Source organism: Niallia sp. MER 6 (assembly GCF_023714395.1).
Taxonomy (GTDB): domain Bacteria; phylum Bacillota; class Bacilli; order Bacillales; family Cytobacillaceae; genus Niallia.
This window is the reverse complement of the sequence record NZ_JAMAUK010000013.1, coordinates 54,937-71,716: the sequence shown is the minus strand read 5'-3', so window position 1 is coordinate 71,716 and position 16,780 is coordinate 54,937. Positions and strand designations below refer to the sequence as shown.

Here is a 16,780-nt window from a genome sequence, read left to right as displayed (position 1 = left end):
ATTTGTCTAGTAAAATTATTAAAGGAGTCCTTCCATTGTCTACTATTTATCCAGATAAACGGGTTAAAAGAACAGTTGAAAATTTCAAGGCAGCGTTGTTGGAATTAATGAAAAAGAAGCGTTTTCAAGATATTACCATCACTGAAATTGTTCATGCTGCAGATTATAATAGAGGCACCTTTTATGCACACTATAAATGTAAAGAAGAGCTATTAGATGAGATTATAGAGGACATGTTTGAGTTGATGGATAAAGCATATAAAAAGCCATATGAGCATTTATCTATCATTGATTTTCACAAGCTGTCTGCCAACGCTATTGTATTATTTGATCATTTTTTGGAGCATAAGGAGTTTTACAAGCTGATGCTGTCTCCTGAAACAAATTATTCCTTTAAGGAAAAAATGATTAACAGGCTAGATCAGCTTTTCAGGTCCGAATTTGAGTTCTTCACAGATGATGTAGATTCTGATATTGATATCAACCTTTTTTCTACTTATAGAATTCATGGGATAATCGGCATTCTGCTGCAGTGGATCGACAGTGATTTTCAGGAACAGTCCGATTATATGGGAAAACAGCTTATACATATATTAAGGTTTTCTACACCAACAGTGTCCGTAAAGAAATAAGACAGCACTTATCTTAAATAAAACTTAAAGTAAATTAAGTTTTATTAACTTTATTTAATATATAATCTATTTTAAAATAGTATTGTAGTACTAAATAGTTTATTAATTGTACAAAGGGATGGTATAAATCATGGAATTCAAACAAATCACAGTTGCAGGCAGCGGGGTTTTAGGAAGCCAAATCGCTTTCCAATCAGCTTTCCACGGTTTCAATGTAACAATTTATGATATTAATGATGAAGCACTGCAATCAGCGAAGGAAAAAATCAACATATTAAAAGGTCGTTATCAGAAGGATCTAAATGCCAGCCAAGAGCAGGTAGATGCAGCCTTTGGCCGTATTTCTTATTACAGTGACTTGGCAAAAGCAGCTGCTGATGCAGATTTACTAATTGAAGCAATACCAGAAATTGTGCCAATAAAAACAGAGTTTTATCAAAATCTTAGCAAAGTAGCACCAGAAAAAACTGTTTTTGCCACAAACTCATCGACATTATTGCCGAGCCAGTTTGCTGAAGCAACTGGGCGTCCAGAGAAGTTTTTGGCACTTCACTTTGCTAATGAGATTTGGATTAACAATACAGCGGAGATTATGAAGCATCCAGGAACAGACATGAAAGTGTTTGATCAAGTAGTCGACTTTGCTAAAGCAATTGGAATGGTGGCGCTGCCTCTACATAAGGAGCAGCCAGGATATATTTTGAATTCCTTGCTTGTGCCACTTTTAGACGCTGCTGAGCTGCTTTTGTCAAGAGAGGTTGCTGACGTTGAAACTATCGATAAAACATGGATGATTGCTACTGGCGCTCCAAAAGGACCTTTTGCAATCCTTGACGTTGTCGGCATCACTACATCTTACAATATTGTGAAAGCCAAAGCAGAAGCAACAGGAAATCCAGAATTCAAAAAGTTGGCAGAGCTCTTGAAAACAGAGTATGTTGACAAAGGTAAACTTGGGGTTGCAACAGGAGAAGGCTTCTATAAGTACCCAAATCCTCGCTTTATGGACCCTGATTTCTTGGGAAATTAATATAATAGAAAGCCTTCCGAATTCGGAAGGCTTTTTTGCTATATTAAATCCTGCAACAGATGCTCTGTAAACTGATCAATCATTTCTGGGCATTTTTCATTTTTTCGTGTCACACGCCATAAATAATTAGAAAGGGTAAGATACTCATTGATAGAAATCGTCACCACCTCATCTTTTAGATGTGGCGGCAATGCTCGAATAATATAGTCATTTGTAATCGTGATCGCATTCCGTTGCAGCACCATTTGTAAAAGCACGTCCCCATTATTTGTTGTCAATGCAATCCTGTTCCTCAAGTTATCTGGAAACAAATCGTCGGCAATTTTCTTCAAATAAGGATCATTGTACAGGACAATTGATTCATTCATTTCGTTAATGATTTGGTCAAGAGAGATTTTATTGTTGAATCTCAAGATAGAGCTTTTATTCACGGCAAGCACCACTTCGACCCTTTTAATCGGTTCCCAATCTAAAGCCACATCATGATTGTTTGATCCAAGTGAAACAAATCCCATATCTGCATGGCCGTTTTTAACCTGTTCGAGCACTGCAGCTGTATCTTCCTCCATCACCTGGACATTAATATAAGGATAGTTTTCACGGAATTCGAGGGTATTATTAATGATTTGTGAGACTAGCCCGGGAATCGTGGCAATAACAATATTTCCGTACTGATTGTTTTTTGAAACAGCAATATCATATTTGAGCCTGTCGATTGTTTTCAAAACGGTAACAGCATGCTGGATAACTTTTTTGCCTTCCGCTGTTGGGGTTACACCTTTTCGTGAACGTGTAAACAGCAATACGTCTAATTCTGCCTCTAATTGCGTAATCGAGAGGCTGATTGCTGGGACTGTCATTAAATTCTTTTTAGCGGCTTCAGTAAAGGAGCCTAGTTCTCCGACGTCCACTAAATATTGAAGCTGGGTTATATTCATGTTTGTCACCTTAAATATTTTTTAAGATTAGCTTTTGTTCCTTAAAGATATTTTATCAAATATTTTGAGAAGAGGGGTAAAATGATAGGTGAAAAACTTAAAGTAAGTTCCTAGTTGTGGAGAAAACCGCTGAGCTTTTCATTGTCCGAAGTATCTAAGCCGTTTAATAATTCTTTTATCGGTAGATTACTTTCCTGCATTGCAGCGACAATTAATTGAGCTGTCATTGCAGCTCCTGCTTCATTAAAGTGGGTATTGTCTATAATACCTTCTGGATAGTTTTCAGATTGGCCAGGAGGTAGATGTAAAAAATAATCCTTTGATTTTTCTTCACCGGCAGCATTCAAAAACTCGCGAGTTATTTTATGAATATCCAGTACTGGCAACTTGTTTTGTTTGGCAAATTCAATCATTGCCTTTGGATAATCGCCAACTGAGTTCTCGGCAATCTTATTTCCAACAAAATTGCGTCTAGTAACAGATGTCAATAATAAGGGATGGGCATTTACACTTTGTGCAACCTGAACATATTTAAGTAGGTTTTGTTGATAATCTTCATAAGGATGTGTACCTCTTTCAGGATCTTCAAGTTTTTGATCATTATGGCCAAATTGAATAATCAGGTGATCTCCTGATTTAATGCTCTTTTCAATTGCTTCTAAATGACCTTCCTTAATGAATGATTTCGTACTTTTGCCATTAATCGCACGATTATCAAGTCTGACATTCTCCTTAACATAAGCTTGGAAGGCTTCACCCCAGCCTGTTTCTGGTCGCTTTTCCGGTACTTTAATCGCAGCTGTAGAATCTCCAGCTATGAAAATAGTTGCTTTTTTTCGCATTTATACCACCTCTTCTTATTATTTATCCAATTTTTTCAAATTAGGTATATGCACACGTTAACACTATTATGTATAATCATATTAGTACGATTGTTTTTGATAATTATGAATTATGAGTTAACGCTTACATATTATAATTTAAAGGTTTAAATGTCAATTACAATTAGAAAACTGGATTACTATAGACTAGTGGCATATGAAGAAAGCTAATTAGACCTCCTAATATGATGGAAATTAAGGTATTATAAAATGATAACGCTTACAAGTTGCGAGGAATTTTAATGAAGGAGTGATGGTATTGTTTAAAAAAACGCGAGTGTTTTACAGTCTTTTTATTCCGTTTTTCTTAGTAGGAGTCGGACTTGTTGCAGGGTTTAGTATTTTTATTTATAACTCTACCTACGAATCTGTTGAGGAAAGTTTTTTAACAGATAAGAAAAATTATACAAACCAAATCCTTCAGAACGTGGAACAGAAGGTAAGAACAATCGAATATGGATTTACGGCATACAGTTCCACTTCCAATTTTGAAAATATTTTTAATAATCCATTATCCGGAAAAGATTTCTCTGTTTATCGCGATATTAAAAAAGAAATGAGCTATATCGAAATGATGGGGATTGAAGGAAGTCACTATAGTTTGATTAGCTTAACAGAGCATTGGGGAATTATCGAAGGTTCTTTAAAAACTCTGCCGAAGGATGAAGTAACAACTTATCAAAAAGATTATGTATCTGATTCGAGCAGAAGTCTTTTTTGGAAACCAATCAAGAATGGTATTCAAATGGTTATGACTTTACCTATTTATCAAAGTGAAAAATTTGCGTTAGGAATAGCCAATATTCCCAAGTTAAGCATTGATAAGATCGTTGGTGATAATAAACAACTGGTGCAAATATATAATCAAAAGGAAGAGTTGATTTATTCACGTACAGGAAATGATAGGAAGTTGTCGGAGGAAAGCTCTAAAAAACTAACAGCAGCTGCAATGGAAAATGGACAAAGTTCGAGTGTAATAGATACTGAAGACGGCAAAAAATACGTTTTTACCCGCTCAGATTATAATCATTGGCTTTACATAGTAGAGATTAATGAGGGGGAAATAGGAAGTATCATCCATAATACGCGAATAGGGCTTTTGATTGCATCAGCAATTTTAGTTCTGCTTGTTGGCTTCATTTCTTTTCTGTTAGCTGAGTCCTTTTCACGTCCGATAAAAAGAATCCAAGACAAGCTAGACATTCAAAGGGTAAATCTTAAGCAAAATGAACTTTCCTTGTTAGCAGAATCTGTAGAAAGAGTAGTTGGACAAAAAGAGGTTCTGACAGCAAGTCTTACCATGCAAAAACCACAGTTAGAAACCTTATTTGTTTTGAGTTTATTTAGAAAACGCATAACAGAAAACGAGGTCATTCACCGTCTGGAGCAGTTTGGTTACCATTTCGATGAAAATAAGGTATTTTATACTGGGTTAATTCAAATAGACAGCATAGATGAACAGCTAATGGACGATAGAAACATATTTTTATTGGCTATTAATAATATTGTGGAAGAAATGATTCCGAAGACGGAACGATTAATTCCGATTGTTTTAAATGATGAGATGCAAGCAGTCATCTTTGTCCTGGATAAAGAGGACCAAGAAGCTGAGCGGCGGATTATGAAGTATTATGAAGAAATTCAAATAGCTGTAAAAAAATACTTGAATATTGTGATAAGCGCAGGTATAAGCCCTGTTTATGATACTTTAATAGAAAGTAAAAAGGCAGTGGACTTAGCTAAAGAATCACTTCATTATCGCGTGAATGTTGGTTCAGAATCGATTATATTCTATTATGATATCGCTTCGATTCTAAATGATGCGTCCATTTCAAAATTTCCTGTCGAGTTACAGAATGAGTTAATGAATGCTATCCGGTCGGGGGACGAAGAAGTTGTCATTGCGATGGTTGGAGTATTAGTGGACGAAATTTTTCGCTTAAATAAAAACCCGATAAGCTTAGGAGTTACCTTAATAAGAGTCATAAATGAGTTAGTCCAGTTAGGCCAGCTGTTAGGTGCAGAATCAAAAATCTTTGAAAATATAAAAAAGATGTATCAAGCAGCGATAACAGTCTATCATCCGGAAAAAATTAAGCAAATGCTAATCATTGATTTAATAAAGCCAGTAATCATTAGCACGCAAGATAAAACAGAGCGTGGCTTTAAATCTCTGTCAGAAAAAATGGTCTATATTATCCAAACGGAATTTGATGAGGAAATATCTCTTGATATAATTGCTGACCGCTTGCATTATAATCCTAACTATTTAAGCAATGTCTTTAAAAAAGAATATGGGCAGACCTTCGTGGATTATTTAATGAATTATCGTTTACAAATGGCTCAAACCTGGTTAAAAGACACAGATTTAGCGATAAAAGATATCGCAGAGCGTTTGAAATATCGGAACCCGCAAAATTTTATCCGCTTTTTTAAAAAGAAATTGGGCATAACGCCAGGGGACTACCGAAAAGAATATCGGCATTCCTAAAGAATACAATAGAAAAAGCTTCTGCTGCGCTTCCAGAAGCTTTTTCTTGTTAGACATTACCCTTTGACAGATCCAACCAAGGCACCTTTTACTAAGTACTTCTGTACAAATGGATAAGCAATAAGCATTGGAACCGTTGCAATTACAATGACAGCCATTTTAATCGTTTGAGCAGGAGGAACCACATCTACAGAGGAACCCTCGGCTTGCATACCGCTAGATACAATAACTATCTGGCGTAATAATACTTGAATCGGCCATTTAGAGGAATCATTGATGTATAAGATTGCTGTCATATACGTATTCCAATAGGTCACTGCATAAAAGAGGGAAATAGTTGCAATGGATGGCAAGGCAAGAGGCAGCATGATTTTTAAGAATACACCAAAATCGGTGCAGCCATCCATTTTCGCAGATTCTTCCAAACTATCGGGCAGGGCTTGGAAGAAATTCCTCATTATAATAAGGTTAAAAGCATTAATGGCGACTGGCAGAATTAAAGACCAATAAGAATCAATCAATCCGACTGATTTAACAACTAAGAAGGTTGGTATCATTCCTCCGCTGAACAGCATCGAGAACACAACAATGAAATTAACGAAATTTCTTCCGAATAAATATTTCCGGGATAGACCATATGCCATTAAAGCAGTAAGAACCATACTCACCAAGGTTCCAATACCAGTAACCCCAATCGAAACGGCTAAAGATTTAAATAGAGTTGGAGTTGATAAAATATACCGATAAGCATCGAGAGAGAAGGTACGAGGAAATAAGATAAACTTTCTCGCTACCACTTCCTGTGTGGATGCAAACGAACTGGCGATCACATTGACAAATGGGAGGAAACAAATGAGTGCGATAATAATTAATATCGTTCCATTAATTATGGAAAAAGCCCGGCCTCCTTTAGTCATTTTTTTCTTTTTTGTTTTCATCATATAAATCCTCCTTCATTTACAGTTTAAAGATAAGCCTACCTTATCATTCAAAATAATATTACGTATATAATCACTATCCTACATTGATAAAAAAGAATGAAGAAAACGCTTTCTGTGTGTTCGTGAAGAGAAAAAACAGGATAATCATTTCAGGGAAAGAAGGATAATCAAAATCAAATATTATCGTTACAAACGTTGATAAAACAAAGTTTGTAAGCGTAATCATAAAATGATTATGTACGTAATTATTTAGATTCAGTAAGCTTAAACCAGAAAGATATTTCACAATTAAAGGAGGAGTAAAATGGGAGGTGCTGTGAACCCAAATCATACTTTGCCAACCTTGTCTGTTAAGCAGGAAAAAGTAATGCGGAGGCAAAAGATCCTGGCAGGGATAAAAACGAATAAGCTCCTATATTTGATGATTTTCCCTGGAGTGCTTTATTTTTTAATATTTAAATACTTACCGATGGCGGGACTTATCATCGCATTTCAGGATTATCAACCATACTTAGGAATTCTGGAAAGTCCGTGGGTGGGTCTTAAACATTTTATCCGATTATTTACGGAACCTACTTTCTTCATGTTATTGAATAATACGTTAATTTTGTTTGCCTTAAATATTGTAATCTTCTTTCCATTACCGATTATCCTGTCACTCATGCTAAATGAAGTGAAAAACAAATATTTCAAATCAGGAATCCAAACCTTGATTTATATTCCGCACTTTATGTCTTGGGTAATCATTGTATCCATCACTTATGTTTTCTTAAATGTAGATGGTGGGGTTATTAATGAATTATTAGCAACTATGGGATTTGAGAAAATCAGCTTTTTAACGTCCCCCGATTGGACACGAACGGTTTATATTAGTCAAATAATATGGAAGGAATTAGGTTGGTCAACGATTATTTATCTAGCTGCTATTACTGCTGTTGATACACAATTATATGAAGCTGCTGAAATGGACGGTGCTGGTGTTTTAAGAAAAACCTGGCATGTTACCCTACCAGCGATTCGTCCTGTTATAATTACGCTCCTAATCTTAAAAATCGGAAGTACCTTAGATTTAGGCTTTGAGCATATGTATCTCTTACTTAATTCATTAAACAGAAGTGTTGCTGAAATATTCGACACCTATATTTATACAGCTGGGCTGAAGAATGGGCAGCTAAGCTTTAGTACAGCAGTAGGTTTATTTAAAGGTATTGTTGGATTGATATTAGTTATTTTAGCTAACAAACTAGCTAAAAAATTTGGAGAAGATGGCGTGTACTAATAATTCCAGAAAGAGGGGACTACGATGCTCAAATCGGTAGAAAAAATAAATTCCATTTTTACCAGCATCCTAAATTTAGTATATGTAAATATATTGTGGGTTTTATTTACTTTATTAGGATTAGGTGTGTTTGGGATCGGCCCTTCTACTTACGCCTTAGTTAGTATATGCCGGCAATGGATTCGCGGAAACAGCGTCCCTGTTTTTAAGACCTATTGGCAGTATTATAAAGAAAACTTTAAGGAATCGGTTATCATTAGTTGGATTTATCTTTTTGTTGGCTTTGTTTTAGTTGTCGACTTATTGACCGTGACCAATTGGTACTTAAGAGTGGCATTATTGATTGTAGGCTGCATCTATTTGTTATCTCTCGTATATATCTTTCCAATTATGGCCCATTATAATTGGAATGGAATATTCTTGAAAATAAAGATGTCCTTTCTATTTGGCATAGCCTGTCTGCAATATTCGCTGATCTTTTTTCTAGTGGCAGGTGTACTTTATTGGGCAGCGATCACTTTTTTTCCAGGCGTTTTAACCTTTTTTGGAGTAAGTTTCCTCTTCTTCCTAATTACTTGGACTGCCAATCAAGTGTTTACCAGAATGGAAATCGAAGATGCTAAAGAAGCAAATATAAATGAAAAGGAGAATTGTAATGAAAAAACCAATGGTATCAAAGTTAGCTAGCGTTAGTCTTGCAAGCATGCTGCTGCTTGCAGGATGCAGTGGGGCAAAAACTAGCAATAATTCAGCAGATGGTGAAAAGGATAATGGCAAAGCAGAGATCACCTGGCTGAATATTCTCCATACCGCTTCACCTCCAACAGATACTATATTAAATGAACTTGAAAAGAAAACGGATACAGAAATTAAATTCTCGTGGATTCCCGATGCTTCAAAAGAGGAACGTATAAATACTGCATTAGCTTCAGACTCTTTGGCAGATATTGTTACGTTAACGATTTTAGAAAATTCTTCAGTCAGAAACGCACTGAAATCTGGTATGTTCTGGAATATTGAAGAGTATCTAGATGAATTCCCTAACTTAAAAGCCATTCCCGAAGATATGCTAAAATCAGCTTCTACAGAGGGGAAGCTTTATGGTGTACCATTCCAAAAAGACTTAGCAAGAAATGGTGTGGTTCTTCGTAAAGATTGGTTAGATAACTTAGGTCTTGAGGTTCCTAAAACAACAGAAGAATTAATGGAGGTTGCAAAAGCATTTACAGAGAACGACCCAGATGGCAACGGTAAAGATGATACAACTGGTTTCATGGACCGCAGTGATTTAGTGTATGGCGTATTCAAAACAGTAAGTTCTTATTTTGGAACACCAAACACTTGGGAAGTGGACTCCAAAGGCGACTTTGTAGCAGAGTTTGAAACAGACGGATACATTGAAACAATGGATTATATGAAAAAGTTATATGAAAATGGCTGGATAAATAAAGATTTTGCTGTAACAGCGAAGACTGACCAGCAGCAAAACTTTGCTCAAGGAAAAGGAGGTATTTATGTTGGTGCCTTATTTGACGCGAAAAATCTCGAAACAATGGCAGCAGGAATCCAGGATAATATGGAACTTGCTCTAGTTAACGATATGACATCAGCGTCTAATTCTGATAGAGCGATTTGGTCTGGAGGTAATGGGATTGGCGGATTATTAGCATTTCCACGTTCAGAAGTTAAGGATGAAAAGGAATTGAAAAAGCTATTAAAATTTGTTAATGATTTAATAGATGAAGATAACTATACATTAATGACATATGGAATTGAAGGTACCCATTATAAGCTTAACGATGATGGTGCCTATGAAATTATTAATCAGGATTTATGGCAGCAGGAAGTTCAGCCATTTGCATCTTCGCGACCTAATGAAACCGGTTACAACTTGAAGGATCCTAACCCAATCAAGGCCGAAGCTGATGAAAAAATAGCTGAAAACGCAGAATACGCCCTGATGAATCCTGCAGTTCCATTAGAATCTCCAACTTTTACAACTCAAGGTTCTGAATTACAAAAGATTATTACGGACGCTACCTATCAATATATCTTAGGTGAAATCTCCCTAGCTGACTTTAAGCAAGCAGTTAAGAATTGGAATGAACAAGGAGGAAAAACAATCAAAGAAGAATATAAGGAAGCATATAAAGCTACAAATTAATGGTTTTCTCCATTGAATGGTGAATTAAAAAGTTAACTTCTGAAAGAAAAGGAGTAGAACATGAAAATGAACTGGTCTGTTAAAACAGCGAACTCCATTATGGAAAGACTGCCCCGCTTATATGAAGACAGAGGCAACAATGGAAAATGGTCCTATGATTATGGAGTTATATTAAAAGGCTTTGAAAAAGTGTGGAGGCAAACGGGAGAACAGAAGTATTTCAACTTTATTAAGGACAATATAGATTATTTTGTACAGGAAGATGGTTCCATAAGAGGCTATCACTTAGAGGAATATAATATTGATCACATTAACAATGGAAAGCTTCTATTTGTGCTATATAGGGAAACCGGGGAAGAGAAGTATAAAAAGGCTTGTGAACTATTGCGGAGACAGTTAGAAGAACATCCGCGCACATCTGAAGGTGTATTCTGGCATAAACAAATTTATCCATACCAAATTTGGCTGGACGGATTGTATATGGGCTCTCCTTTCTATGCAGAGTATCAGACAACTTTCGCTAATGGGGAAGGTTTAGAGGATATCATTCGGCAGTTTAAGCTAAGCTATGAGCATTTACTAGATCGAGAGACAGGGCTTTTGTATCATGCATGGGATGAACAAAAAGTGCAGCCATGGGCCGATCAAAGAACAGGATTGTCAGCAAATTTCTGGGGCCGTTCGATAGGGTGGTATTTGTTAGCAGTAGTCGATACGCTGGAAATACTTCCGGAAAAAACGTTAGGCCGTGATTATCTTGTCCGAATTTTAGAGAACACACTGCAAGCACTAGTAAACTACCAAGATGAGAAGAGCGGTGTTTGGTATCAGGTAACAGATAAAGGAAATGAAAAAGGAAATTACTTAGAAGCGTCATGCAGCAGTATGTATGTGTGTGCGATAGCAAAAGGTATCCGTTTAGGAGTTTTGAATCGAAAAGCATGGGAAGCACAATTAAAGAAATCTCATCAAGGCTTATTAGAGGAATTTGTTCTGTTAACGAAGGAAGGCTGGGTGAATCTAAATAAAACTTGCCAAGTTGCAGGACTAGGCGGTGCTGATAAAAGGGATGGCTCGTATGCCTATTATATTAGTGAACCGATTATTTGTAACGACCAAAAAGGGTTGGGAGCTTTTTTGCAGGCTTTAGCTGAATTTGAAGAAGTAATAAAAGAGGTGTAGCCATGACAACTTATACGATAAAAGGGATTGAAGTACTAAAGGATGGTGAATTATGTACCACATCTATCCAAACAGCGATTGATGAAGCCTATGAAAATGGCGGTGGTACGATAAATATTCCTGCAGGTGAATACTTAACCGGAGCGTTATTTTTAAAAGACAATATTGAATTGAACTTGTCGAGAGGTGCTGTATTGAAATTTTCCAACAAGCAGCATCATTACCCTGTGGTAACATCTCGTTGGGAAGGTGTCAAAAGAGAGGTTTATGCATCTTGTTTGTATGCTGAAAATGCAAAAAACATTTCTGTAACTGGATTTGGAACGATTGATGGAAATGGAATGGAGTGGTGGGACATATTCCGAAATCAACGGGAGAAGCTCGCCTATCCACGTCCCAAGCTAATTAGTTTTGATGGATGTGAAAATATCACCATTAAAGATGTGACACTAATTAACTCACCAAGCTGGACGGTTAATCCAATCCGTTGCAACAATGTGACCATTGATAATGTGTCGATCTTTAATCCATCAGACTCACCGAATACAGATGGAATTGATCCGGAATCTTGCTCCAATGTAAGAATCAGCAATTGCCACATTGATGTAGGAGATGACTGTATCGCCATTAAATCCGGAACAGAAGATACAGCAGAACGTGTTCCTTGCGAGAATATCACGATTTCAAACTGTACGATGATTCATGGGCATGGAGCTGTTGTATTGGGCAGTGAAATGAGCGGTGATATCCGTAATGTGACCATTAGTAACTGTGTTTTTCAAGATACAGATCGAGGGATTCGCCTAAAATCACGCCGGGGACGCGGCGGTGTAGTAGAGGACATTCGCGTTGATAATATTGTGATGGACAGAGTAATGTGTCCATTTATATTAAACTTGTATTATTTCTGTGGTCCCCGCGGAAAAGATAAATATGTATGGGATAAAAATCCTTACCCAATAACAGAGGAGACTCCGATGTTTAGACGGATCCATTTCTCCCATATTACAGCTCGCAATGTCCATGCAGCAGCAGGCTTTATTTATGGGTTAGCGGAACAGTATGTGTCAGAACTCAGCTTTAATCATATCGATATCTCCATGGCTGAAAATGCTATTCCAGGGAAACCGGCAATGATGGCTGGAATGGAGGATATGAATAATCGCGGTTTTTATGTTGGCTATGCCAAAGATGTCTTGTTTAATCGCGTGTCAGTTGAGAACCATGAAGGCCCAGCCTTCCATATTGAATATTCAGAGGATATTGAGGTAACTCATTGTAAGTCCAAGAATACTAAAGCGGAAGAAGAACTTCTTAAAGAAGTGGAGGTCAAGTGAAAGACAAACAGCTAAGGAAATTATTTGAACTTTTAGGAGAACGCTCAAAACCAGAAGCCTTATCTGCAGAGATAGTTAGGCTGGAGGAACGAAACGGATATATATTGGAAAGTTTAATGCTGGGATTAAATGGCTTCGAAAAGGTGCCAGCCTATTTTGCCAAACCGCAGAACGCAGACGGCGCACTACCAACAATTATCTTTAATCACTCCCATGGCGGGAATTTTGATCAAGGGAAAGAAGAACTCCTAACTAGCAGTACGTATTTACAAAATCCCTCCTTTGTAGAAGAGATTACAGGGCTTGGCTTTGCTGTTTGCTGCATTGATATGTGGGGATTTAATGAGCGAAAAGGGAGACAGGAAAGTGAACTTGTTAAAGAGATGCTCTTAAATGGCCAGACATTGTGGGGGATGCGTTTATACGATAACTTGACACTGCTTGATTATTTAGAAACCCGGCCGGATGTAGATTCTAGCAGACTAGCAACCATCGGTATGTCTATGGGCGGTTTGATGAGCTGGTGGTTAGCTGCACTTGATGACCGTATTAAAGTGTCTGTTGACATAGCTGGTCAGGTTCATATCGAGACACTGATTCAAAAACGCGGTTTGGATCATCACGGTTTCTACTATTATGTGCCTCGGTTTTTAAAGTATTTTTCCACTTTAGGAGTTCAAGAGCTGATAGCGCCAAGGCCGCGCTTAAGCCTGGCAGGCAGGGATGACAGAATGTGTCCAATAGAAGGTGCCAAATATTTAAACGAACAACTGCAGAAAACATATACAAACCAACACGTTCCTCAAAACTTTGAAGGCTTTATGCTTACAGGAGGGCATCAAGAAACAAGGGAGATGAGGGCATTATGGAAAAAGTTCTTAAAGAAACATCTTTAAAGAGGTTAATTGTTGGCAGAAATGAATTTTGTGATTTTTCCAGTATTCAATCTGCATTAGATTATTGGCAGGATGAACAAGGACCATTTGAGCTAACGGTTTTGAGTGGAGACTATTATGAAAACATCCTTCTGTATCAATCAGACATTTCCATAATTGGTGTTGGAACGGTAAGAATTATTGGCAATCGGTTTGCCTTACAAAAAAATGAGCAGCAGCAGGAAATAGGAACCTTTCAAACAGCCACTTTTTTTATCAATGGATCTAATATAGCAATCGAAAATATTGACATGATTAATAATGCAGGACCAGGAGAGAAGGTGGGGCAGGCGGTAGCTCTCTATAATGAAGGAACTAATGTTATGTTCAAGAGTTGTTCTTTTAAAGGTTATCAGGACACGATTTGTCTCGGGCCATTGCCGCCCCTGCAAAAGAACGGACAATTATTCTCCACTCCTGAAATCAAAACATCTTTAGATGAGCACAGCTGTCATTTTAGCGATTGTTATATCGAGGGTACAGTCGATTTTATCTTTGGCGGTGGTGCAGCGGTATTTCAAAGCTGTGAAATTAAATCACTAAGAAGGCCGAATAACGCCGAAGGCTTTATAACGGCAGCCTCCACTCCTGAAGGCAAGAAGGGGTTCCATTTTGAACACTGTTATTTAACAGGGGAAGAAGACGTTGCAAATGTGTTTTTAGGAAGACCGTGGCGTTCGTTTGCAAAAACTACTTTTGCCAATTGTCGTATCGGCGCACATATTCATCCAACGAGATGGGATGATTGGGATAATCATCACAACCGAAAAACGGTTATGTTTAAAGAATATAAAAATATCTATTATTCTAAAAAAGAGTTAGTCATGTTGGATTGGATTAATTTTATGGAATAGAAAGGGTTTGAAGAATGAAGCGAAAATGGGAAGTAATCATTGGCTTGGCAGGTGTTATTCTTTGTGTCATTCTTTTGGGCGGTTTTTCCTTAACCATTACGACCATGGAGGAAAAAACTTTTGCAGACACAGTCTTTCCGATTCTGCAGGAGGATGTTTCAACGAACTATCTGTCTGAGAGTTTCACAGCAGTGAAAGCACTGGCTGTATGGTTTGGCGTAACCTTATTGATTGTGCTTAGTTTAACTTTACCAGCGACAGTATGCATCTGGAAAAACAGGTATCCTAAGTGGGCAGCTTTTCTTTATTTGGCAGCCGGTCTGACAACTTTAATTGGAACCCAATTTATTGCTTTCCCATTAGCTTTTCTCTTTTTTATAGCTGCAAGCTTATGTTTATTTAGAAAAATAAAGAATGGGGAAGGAGCAGATTATGTATCGATCAAAAGTCAAAAATCCAATATTGCCCGGGTTTAATCCAGACCCTAATGTCCTGAAGGTCGAGGATACTTATTATATTGCTGTTTCTTCATTTGAATGGCTGCCGGGAGTACGTATCTATCAATCAAAGGATTTAGTCAATTGGGAGCATAAGACAGATATTTTAACCTATCAAGTCGATTTACGGGGAAACCCCCAAAACGGAAGTATCTGGGCTCCGCAAATTAGTTATGATAAGGGATTATTTTATCTCCTCTATACAGATGTGAAAAGTACGAAACGGCCATTTAAAGATTCTCACAATTATTTAATTACTGCCCCAAGTATTGAAGGGCCTTGGTCGAAGCCAGTATATTTAAACAGCAGCGGTTTTGATCCATCCTTATACCATGATGCAGATGGACGGAAGTGGTTGTTAAATGAAATTTGGGATTATCGCATGACAACCGGAAATAAATCAGCAGGAATTGTGATGCAAGAATATGATAGTGAGAATCAAGCATTAATAGGACCTGTTTATAAAATTTTTGATGGCACAGAATTGGCTAAAACAGAAGCGCCTCATCTTTACCATCATGGTGATTATTACTATTTAATTACCGCAGAAGGGGGTACAGGGTCAGGCCATGCTGTGACAGTATGCAGATCGAAGGAAATTACAGGTCCATATGAGGTGGATCCTCATTATCCGATGCTGACAGCAAGGGATAAACCAGACTCCCCCTTGCAGTGTTCAGGTCATGGCAGCATCGTTCAAACGCCAACAGGAGAATGGTATATGATCTATTTATGTACGCGGCCCCTGCAAGGAAATGCCGCTATATTGGGACGCGAAACTGCCATCCAGGAGGTTTATTGGACAAAAGACGGCTGGCTGCGATTAGCAGACGGCGGCAATGGTCCGTTGTTAGAAACAGAAATCGTTACTGTAAATGAAGTAGAACAAAGAAAAAATACCGATTTTAAAGATGATTTTAACGGTAATCTCGATAAAGAATGGAATACACTGCGGATTTTGGCAGATGAAACATGGTGCGATGTAAAGAGCCGTAATGGGTATTTACGAATGTCCTCTGGTGACTCGATTCAATCCTTATTTGAGCATCATATACTCGCCGTCCGCCAAAAGGATTTTCATTTTAGCGCTGAAACAAAGTTAGACTACACTCCAAAAACATATAACCAAATGGCAGGTTTACTCTTGTATCTCAACGATACTAATTATTTGTATGCCTACTTAACATTTGATGAAACACACGGCCTCGTCATTCGCTTAATGAAATGCGCAGATGGCGAATTTACTTTAAATCCAGTGATTGTAAAGCTTGAACAAGGAGAGGTAGAGCTTAAGGTGGAAGTGAATGGACCTGTTGCTAATTTTTATTATCGTATGGAACATATCTCTGCTTGGCAGGAAATCGGAGCAGCCCAAGATGTGATGTTCCTATCTGGAGGATTTACCGGGAACTTTGTCGGGATTGCTGTCCATGATATGGACCGAAAAGCGAGCTCTTATGCAGATTTTGCTTACTTTGAGTATGTTGGATTGGATAGCTAATAGTTTTAGAGGAGTAAGAGAGAAGTGATTGCACTAGCAAATTACTTCTCTTTTTTGTATTCACAATGTTTATTATTCTGCCTGATGGATATCTTTTTATATAGAAGCAGTAAATATT

General features: G+C 37.5%; 15 protein-coding genes. 12 read left to right on the top strand and 3 right to left on the bottom strand.

What is annotated here, in order from left to right:
• Positions 1 to 35 precede the first annotated feature (35 nt).
• Both M3600_RS16440 and M3600_RS16435 read left to right on the top strand, forming a co-directional pair.
• On the top strand, positions 36 to 632 hold the full coding sequence (locus M3600_RS16440; RefSeq protein WP_251646743.1) for a TetR/AcrR family transcriptional regulator: 597 nt from the start codon (positions 36 to 38) through the stop codon (positions 630 to 632).
• Between the two features lie 130 nt (positions 633 to 762).
• The gene (locus tag M3600_RS16435; RefSeq protein ID WP_233314866.1) at positions 763 to 1,662 is read left to right on the top strand and encodes a 3-hydroxyacyl-CoA dehydrogenase; all 900 of its coding nucleotides are present in this window, start codon (positions 763 to 765) and stop codon (positions 1,660 to 1,662) included.
• Between the two features lie 38 nt (positions 1,663 to 1,700).
• Here the strand turns inward: M3600_RS16435 and M3600_RS16430 are convergent, their stop codons facing one another.
• Together M3600_RS16430 and M3600_RS16425 are read right to left on the bottom strand one after the other, a co-directional pair.
• Entirely contained in the window at positions 1,701 to 2,600 is a 900-nt protein-coding gene (locus tag M3600_RS16430) for a LysR family transcriptional regulator (RefSeq protein WP_251646741.1), read from the bottom strand.
• A 110-nt stretch (positions 2,601 to 2,710) separates the two neighbouring features.
• A complete protein-coding gene (locus M3600_RS16425) occupies positions 2,711 to 3,442 on the bottom strand; it encodes a rhamnogalacturonan acetylesterase (RefSeq protein ID WP_251646739.1) in 732 nt (243 codons plus the stop codon).
• A 298-nt stretch (positions 3,443 to 3,740) separates the two neighbouring features.
• Here M3600_RS16425 and M3600_RS16420 point away from each other — a divergent pair, with 298 nt between their 5' ends.
• Positions 3,741 to 5,972 carry a helix-turn-helix transcriptional regulator gene (locus tag M3600_RS16420; RefSeq protein ID WP_233314869.1) on the top strand — a complete coding sequence of 744 codons (2,232 nt, stop codon included), beginning with the start codon at positions 3,741 to 3,743 and terminating at the stop codon, positions 5,970 to 5,972.
• A gap of 56 nt (positions 5,973 to 6,028) precedes the next feature.
• Here the strand turns inward: M3600_RS16420 and M3600_RS16415 are convergent, their stop codons facing one another.
• Positions 6,029 to 6,913 carry a carbohydrate ABC transporter permease gene (locus M3600_RS16415; RefSeq protein ID WP_233314870.1) on the bottom strand — a complete coding sequence of 295 codons (885 nt, stop codon included), beginning with the start codon at positions 6,911 to 6,913 and terminating at the stop codon, positions 6,029 to 6,031.
• Positions 6,914 to 7,280: 367 nt separating this feature from the next.
• Here M3600_RS16415 and M3600_RS16410 point away from each other — a divergent pair, with 367 nt between their 5' ends.
• Genes M3600_RS16410 through M3600_RS16370 form a run of 9 tightly spaced genes read left to right on the top strand, consistent with a single transcriptional unit; the run spans position 7,281 to position 16,662 of the window.
• On the top strand, positions 7,281 to 8,192 hold the full coding sequence (locus tag M3600_RS16410) for an ABC transporter permease (RefSeq protein ID WP_282581473.1): 912 nt from the start codon (positions 7,281 to 7,283) through the stop codon (positions 8,190 to 8,192).
• 24 nt (positions 8,193 to 8,216) lie between these two features.
• Positions 8,217 to 8,879 (top strand): YesL family protein, encoded by a 663-nt coding sequence (locus tag M3600_RS16405; protein ID WP_233314872.1) that lies wholly within the window; start codon positions 8,217 to 8,219, stop codon positions 8,877 to 8,879.
• Positions 8,830 to 10,356, top strand: a complete 1,527-nt coding sequence (locus tag M3600_RS16400; RefSeq protein WP_233314873.1) for an extracellular solute-binding protein — start codon at positions 8,830 to 8,832, stop codon at positions 10,354 to 10,356. Before M3600_RS16405 ends, M3600_RS16400 begins: the two co-directional genes overlap by 50 nt.
• 60 nt (positions 10,357 to 10,416) lie before the next feature.
• Positions 10,417 to 11,538 (top strand): glycoside hydrolase family 88/105 protein, encoded by a 1,122-nt coding sequence (locus tag M3600_RS16395; protein ID WP_233314874.1) that lies wholly within the window; start codon positions 10,417 to 10,419, stop codon positions 11,536 to 11,538.
• A 2-nt stretch (positions 11,539 to 11,540) separates the two neighbouring features.
• Entirely contained in the window at positions 11,541 to 12,875 is a 1,335-nt protein-coding gene (locus tag M3600_RS16390; protein ID WP_237943186.1) for a glycoside hydrolase family 28 protein, read from the top strand.
• Positions 12,872 to 13,771 (top strand): dienelactone hydrolase family protein, encoded by a 900-nt coding sequence (locus M3600_RS16385; protein WP_237943184.1) that lies wholly within the window; start codon positions 12,872 to 12,874, stop codon positions 13,769 to 13,771. Before M3600_RS16390 ends, M3600_RS16385 begins: the two co-directional genes overlap by 4 nt.
• Positions 13,741 to 14,664 carry a pectinesterase family protein gene (locus M3600_RS16380; protein ID WP_251646736.1) on the top strand — a complete coding sequence of 308 codons (924 nt, stop codon included), beginning with the start codon at positions 13,741 to 13,743 and terminating at the stop codon, positions 14,662 to 14,664. The genes M3600_RS16385 and M3600_RS16380 overlap by 31 nt, the downstream gene beginning before the upstream one ends.
• Before the next feature lie 14 nt (positions 14,665 to 14,678).
• Entirely contained in the window at positions 14,679 to 15,140 is a 462-nt protein-coding gene (locus tag M3600_RS16375) for a hypothetical protein (protein WP_233314878.1), read from the top strand.
• Positions 15,097 to 16,662, top strand: a complete 1,566-nt coding sequence (locus M3600_RS16370) for a glycoside hydrolase family 43 protein (RefSeq protein WP_251646734.1) — start codon at positions 15,097 to 15,099, stop codon at positions 16,660 to 16,662. The genes M3600_RS16375 and M3600_RS16370 overlap by 44 nt, the downstream gene beginning before the upstream one ends.
• The last annotated feature ends 118 nt before the right edge of the window (positions 16,663 to 16,780 follow it).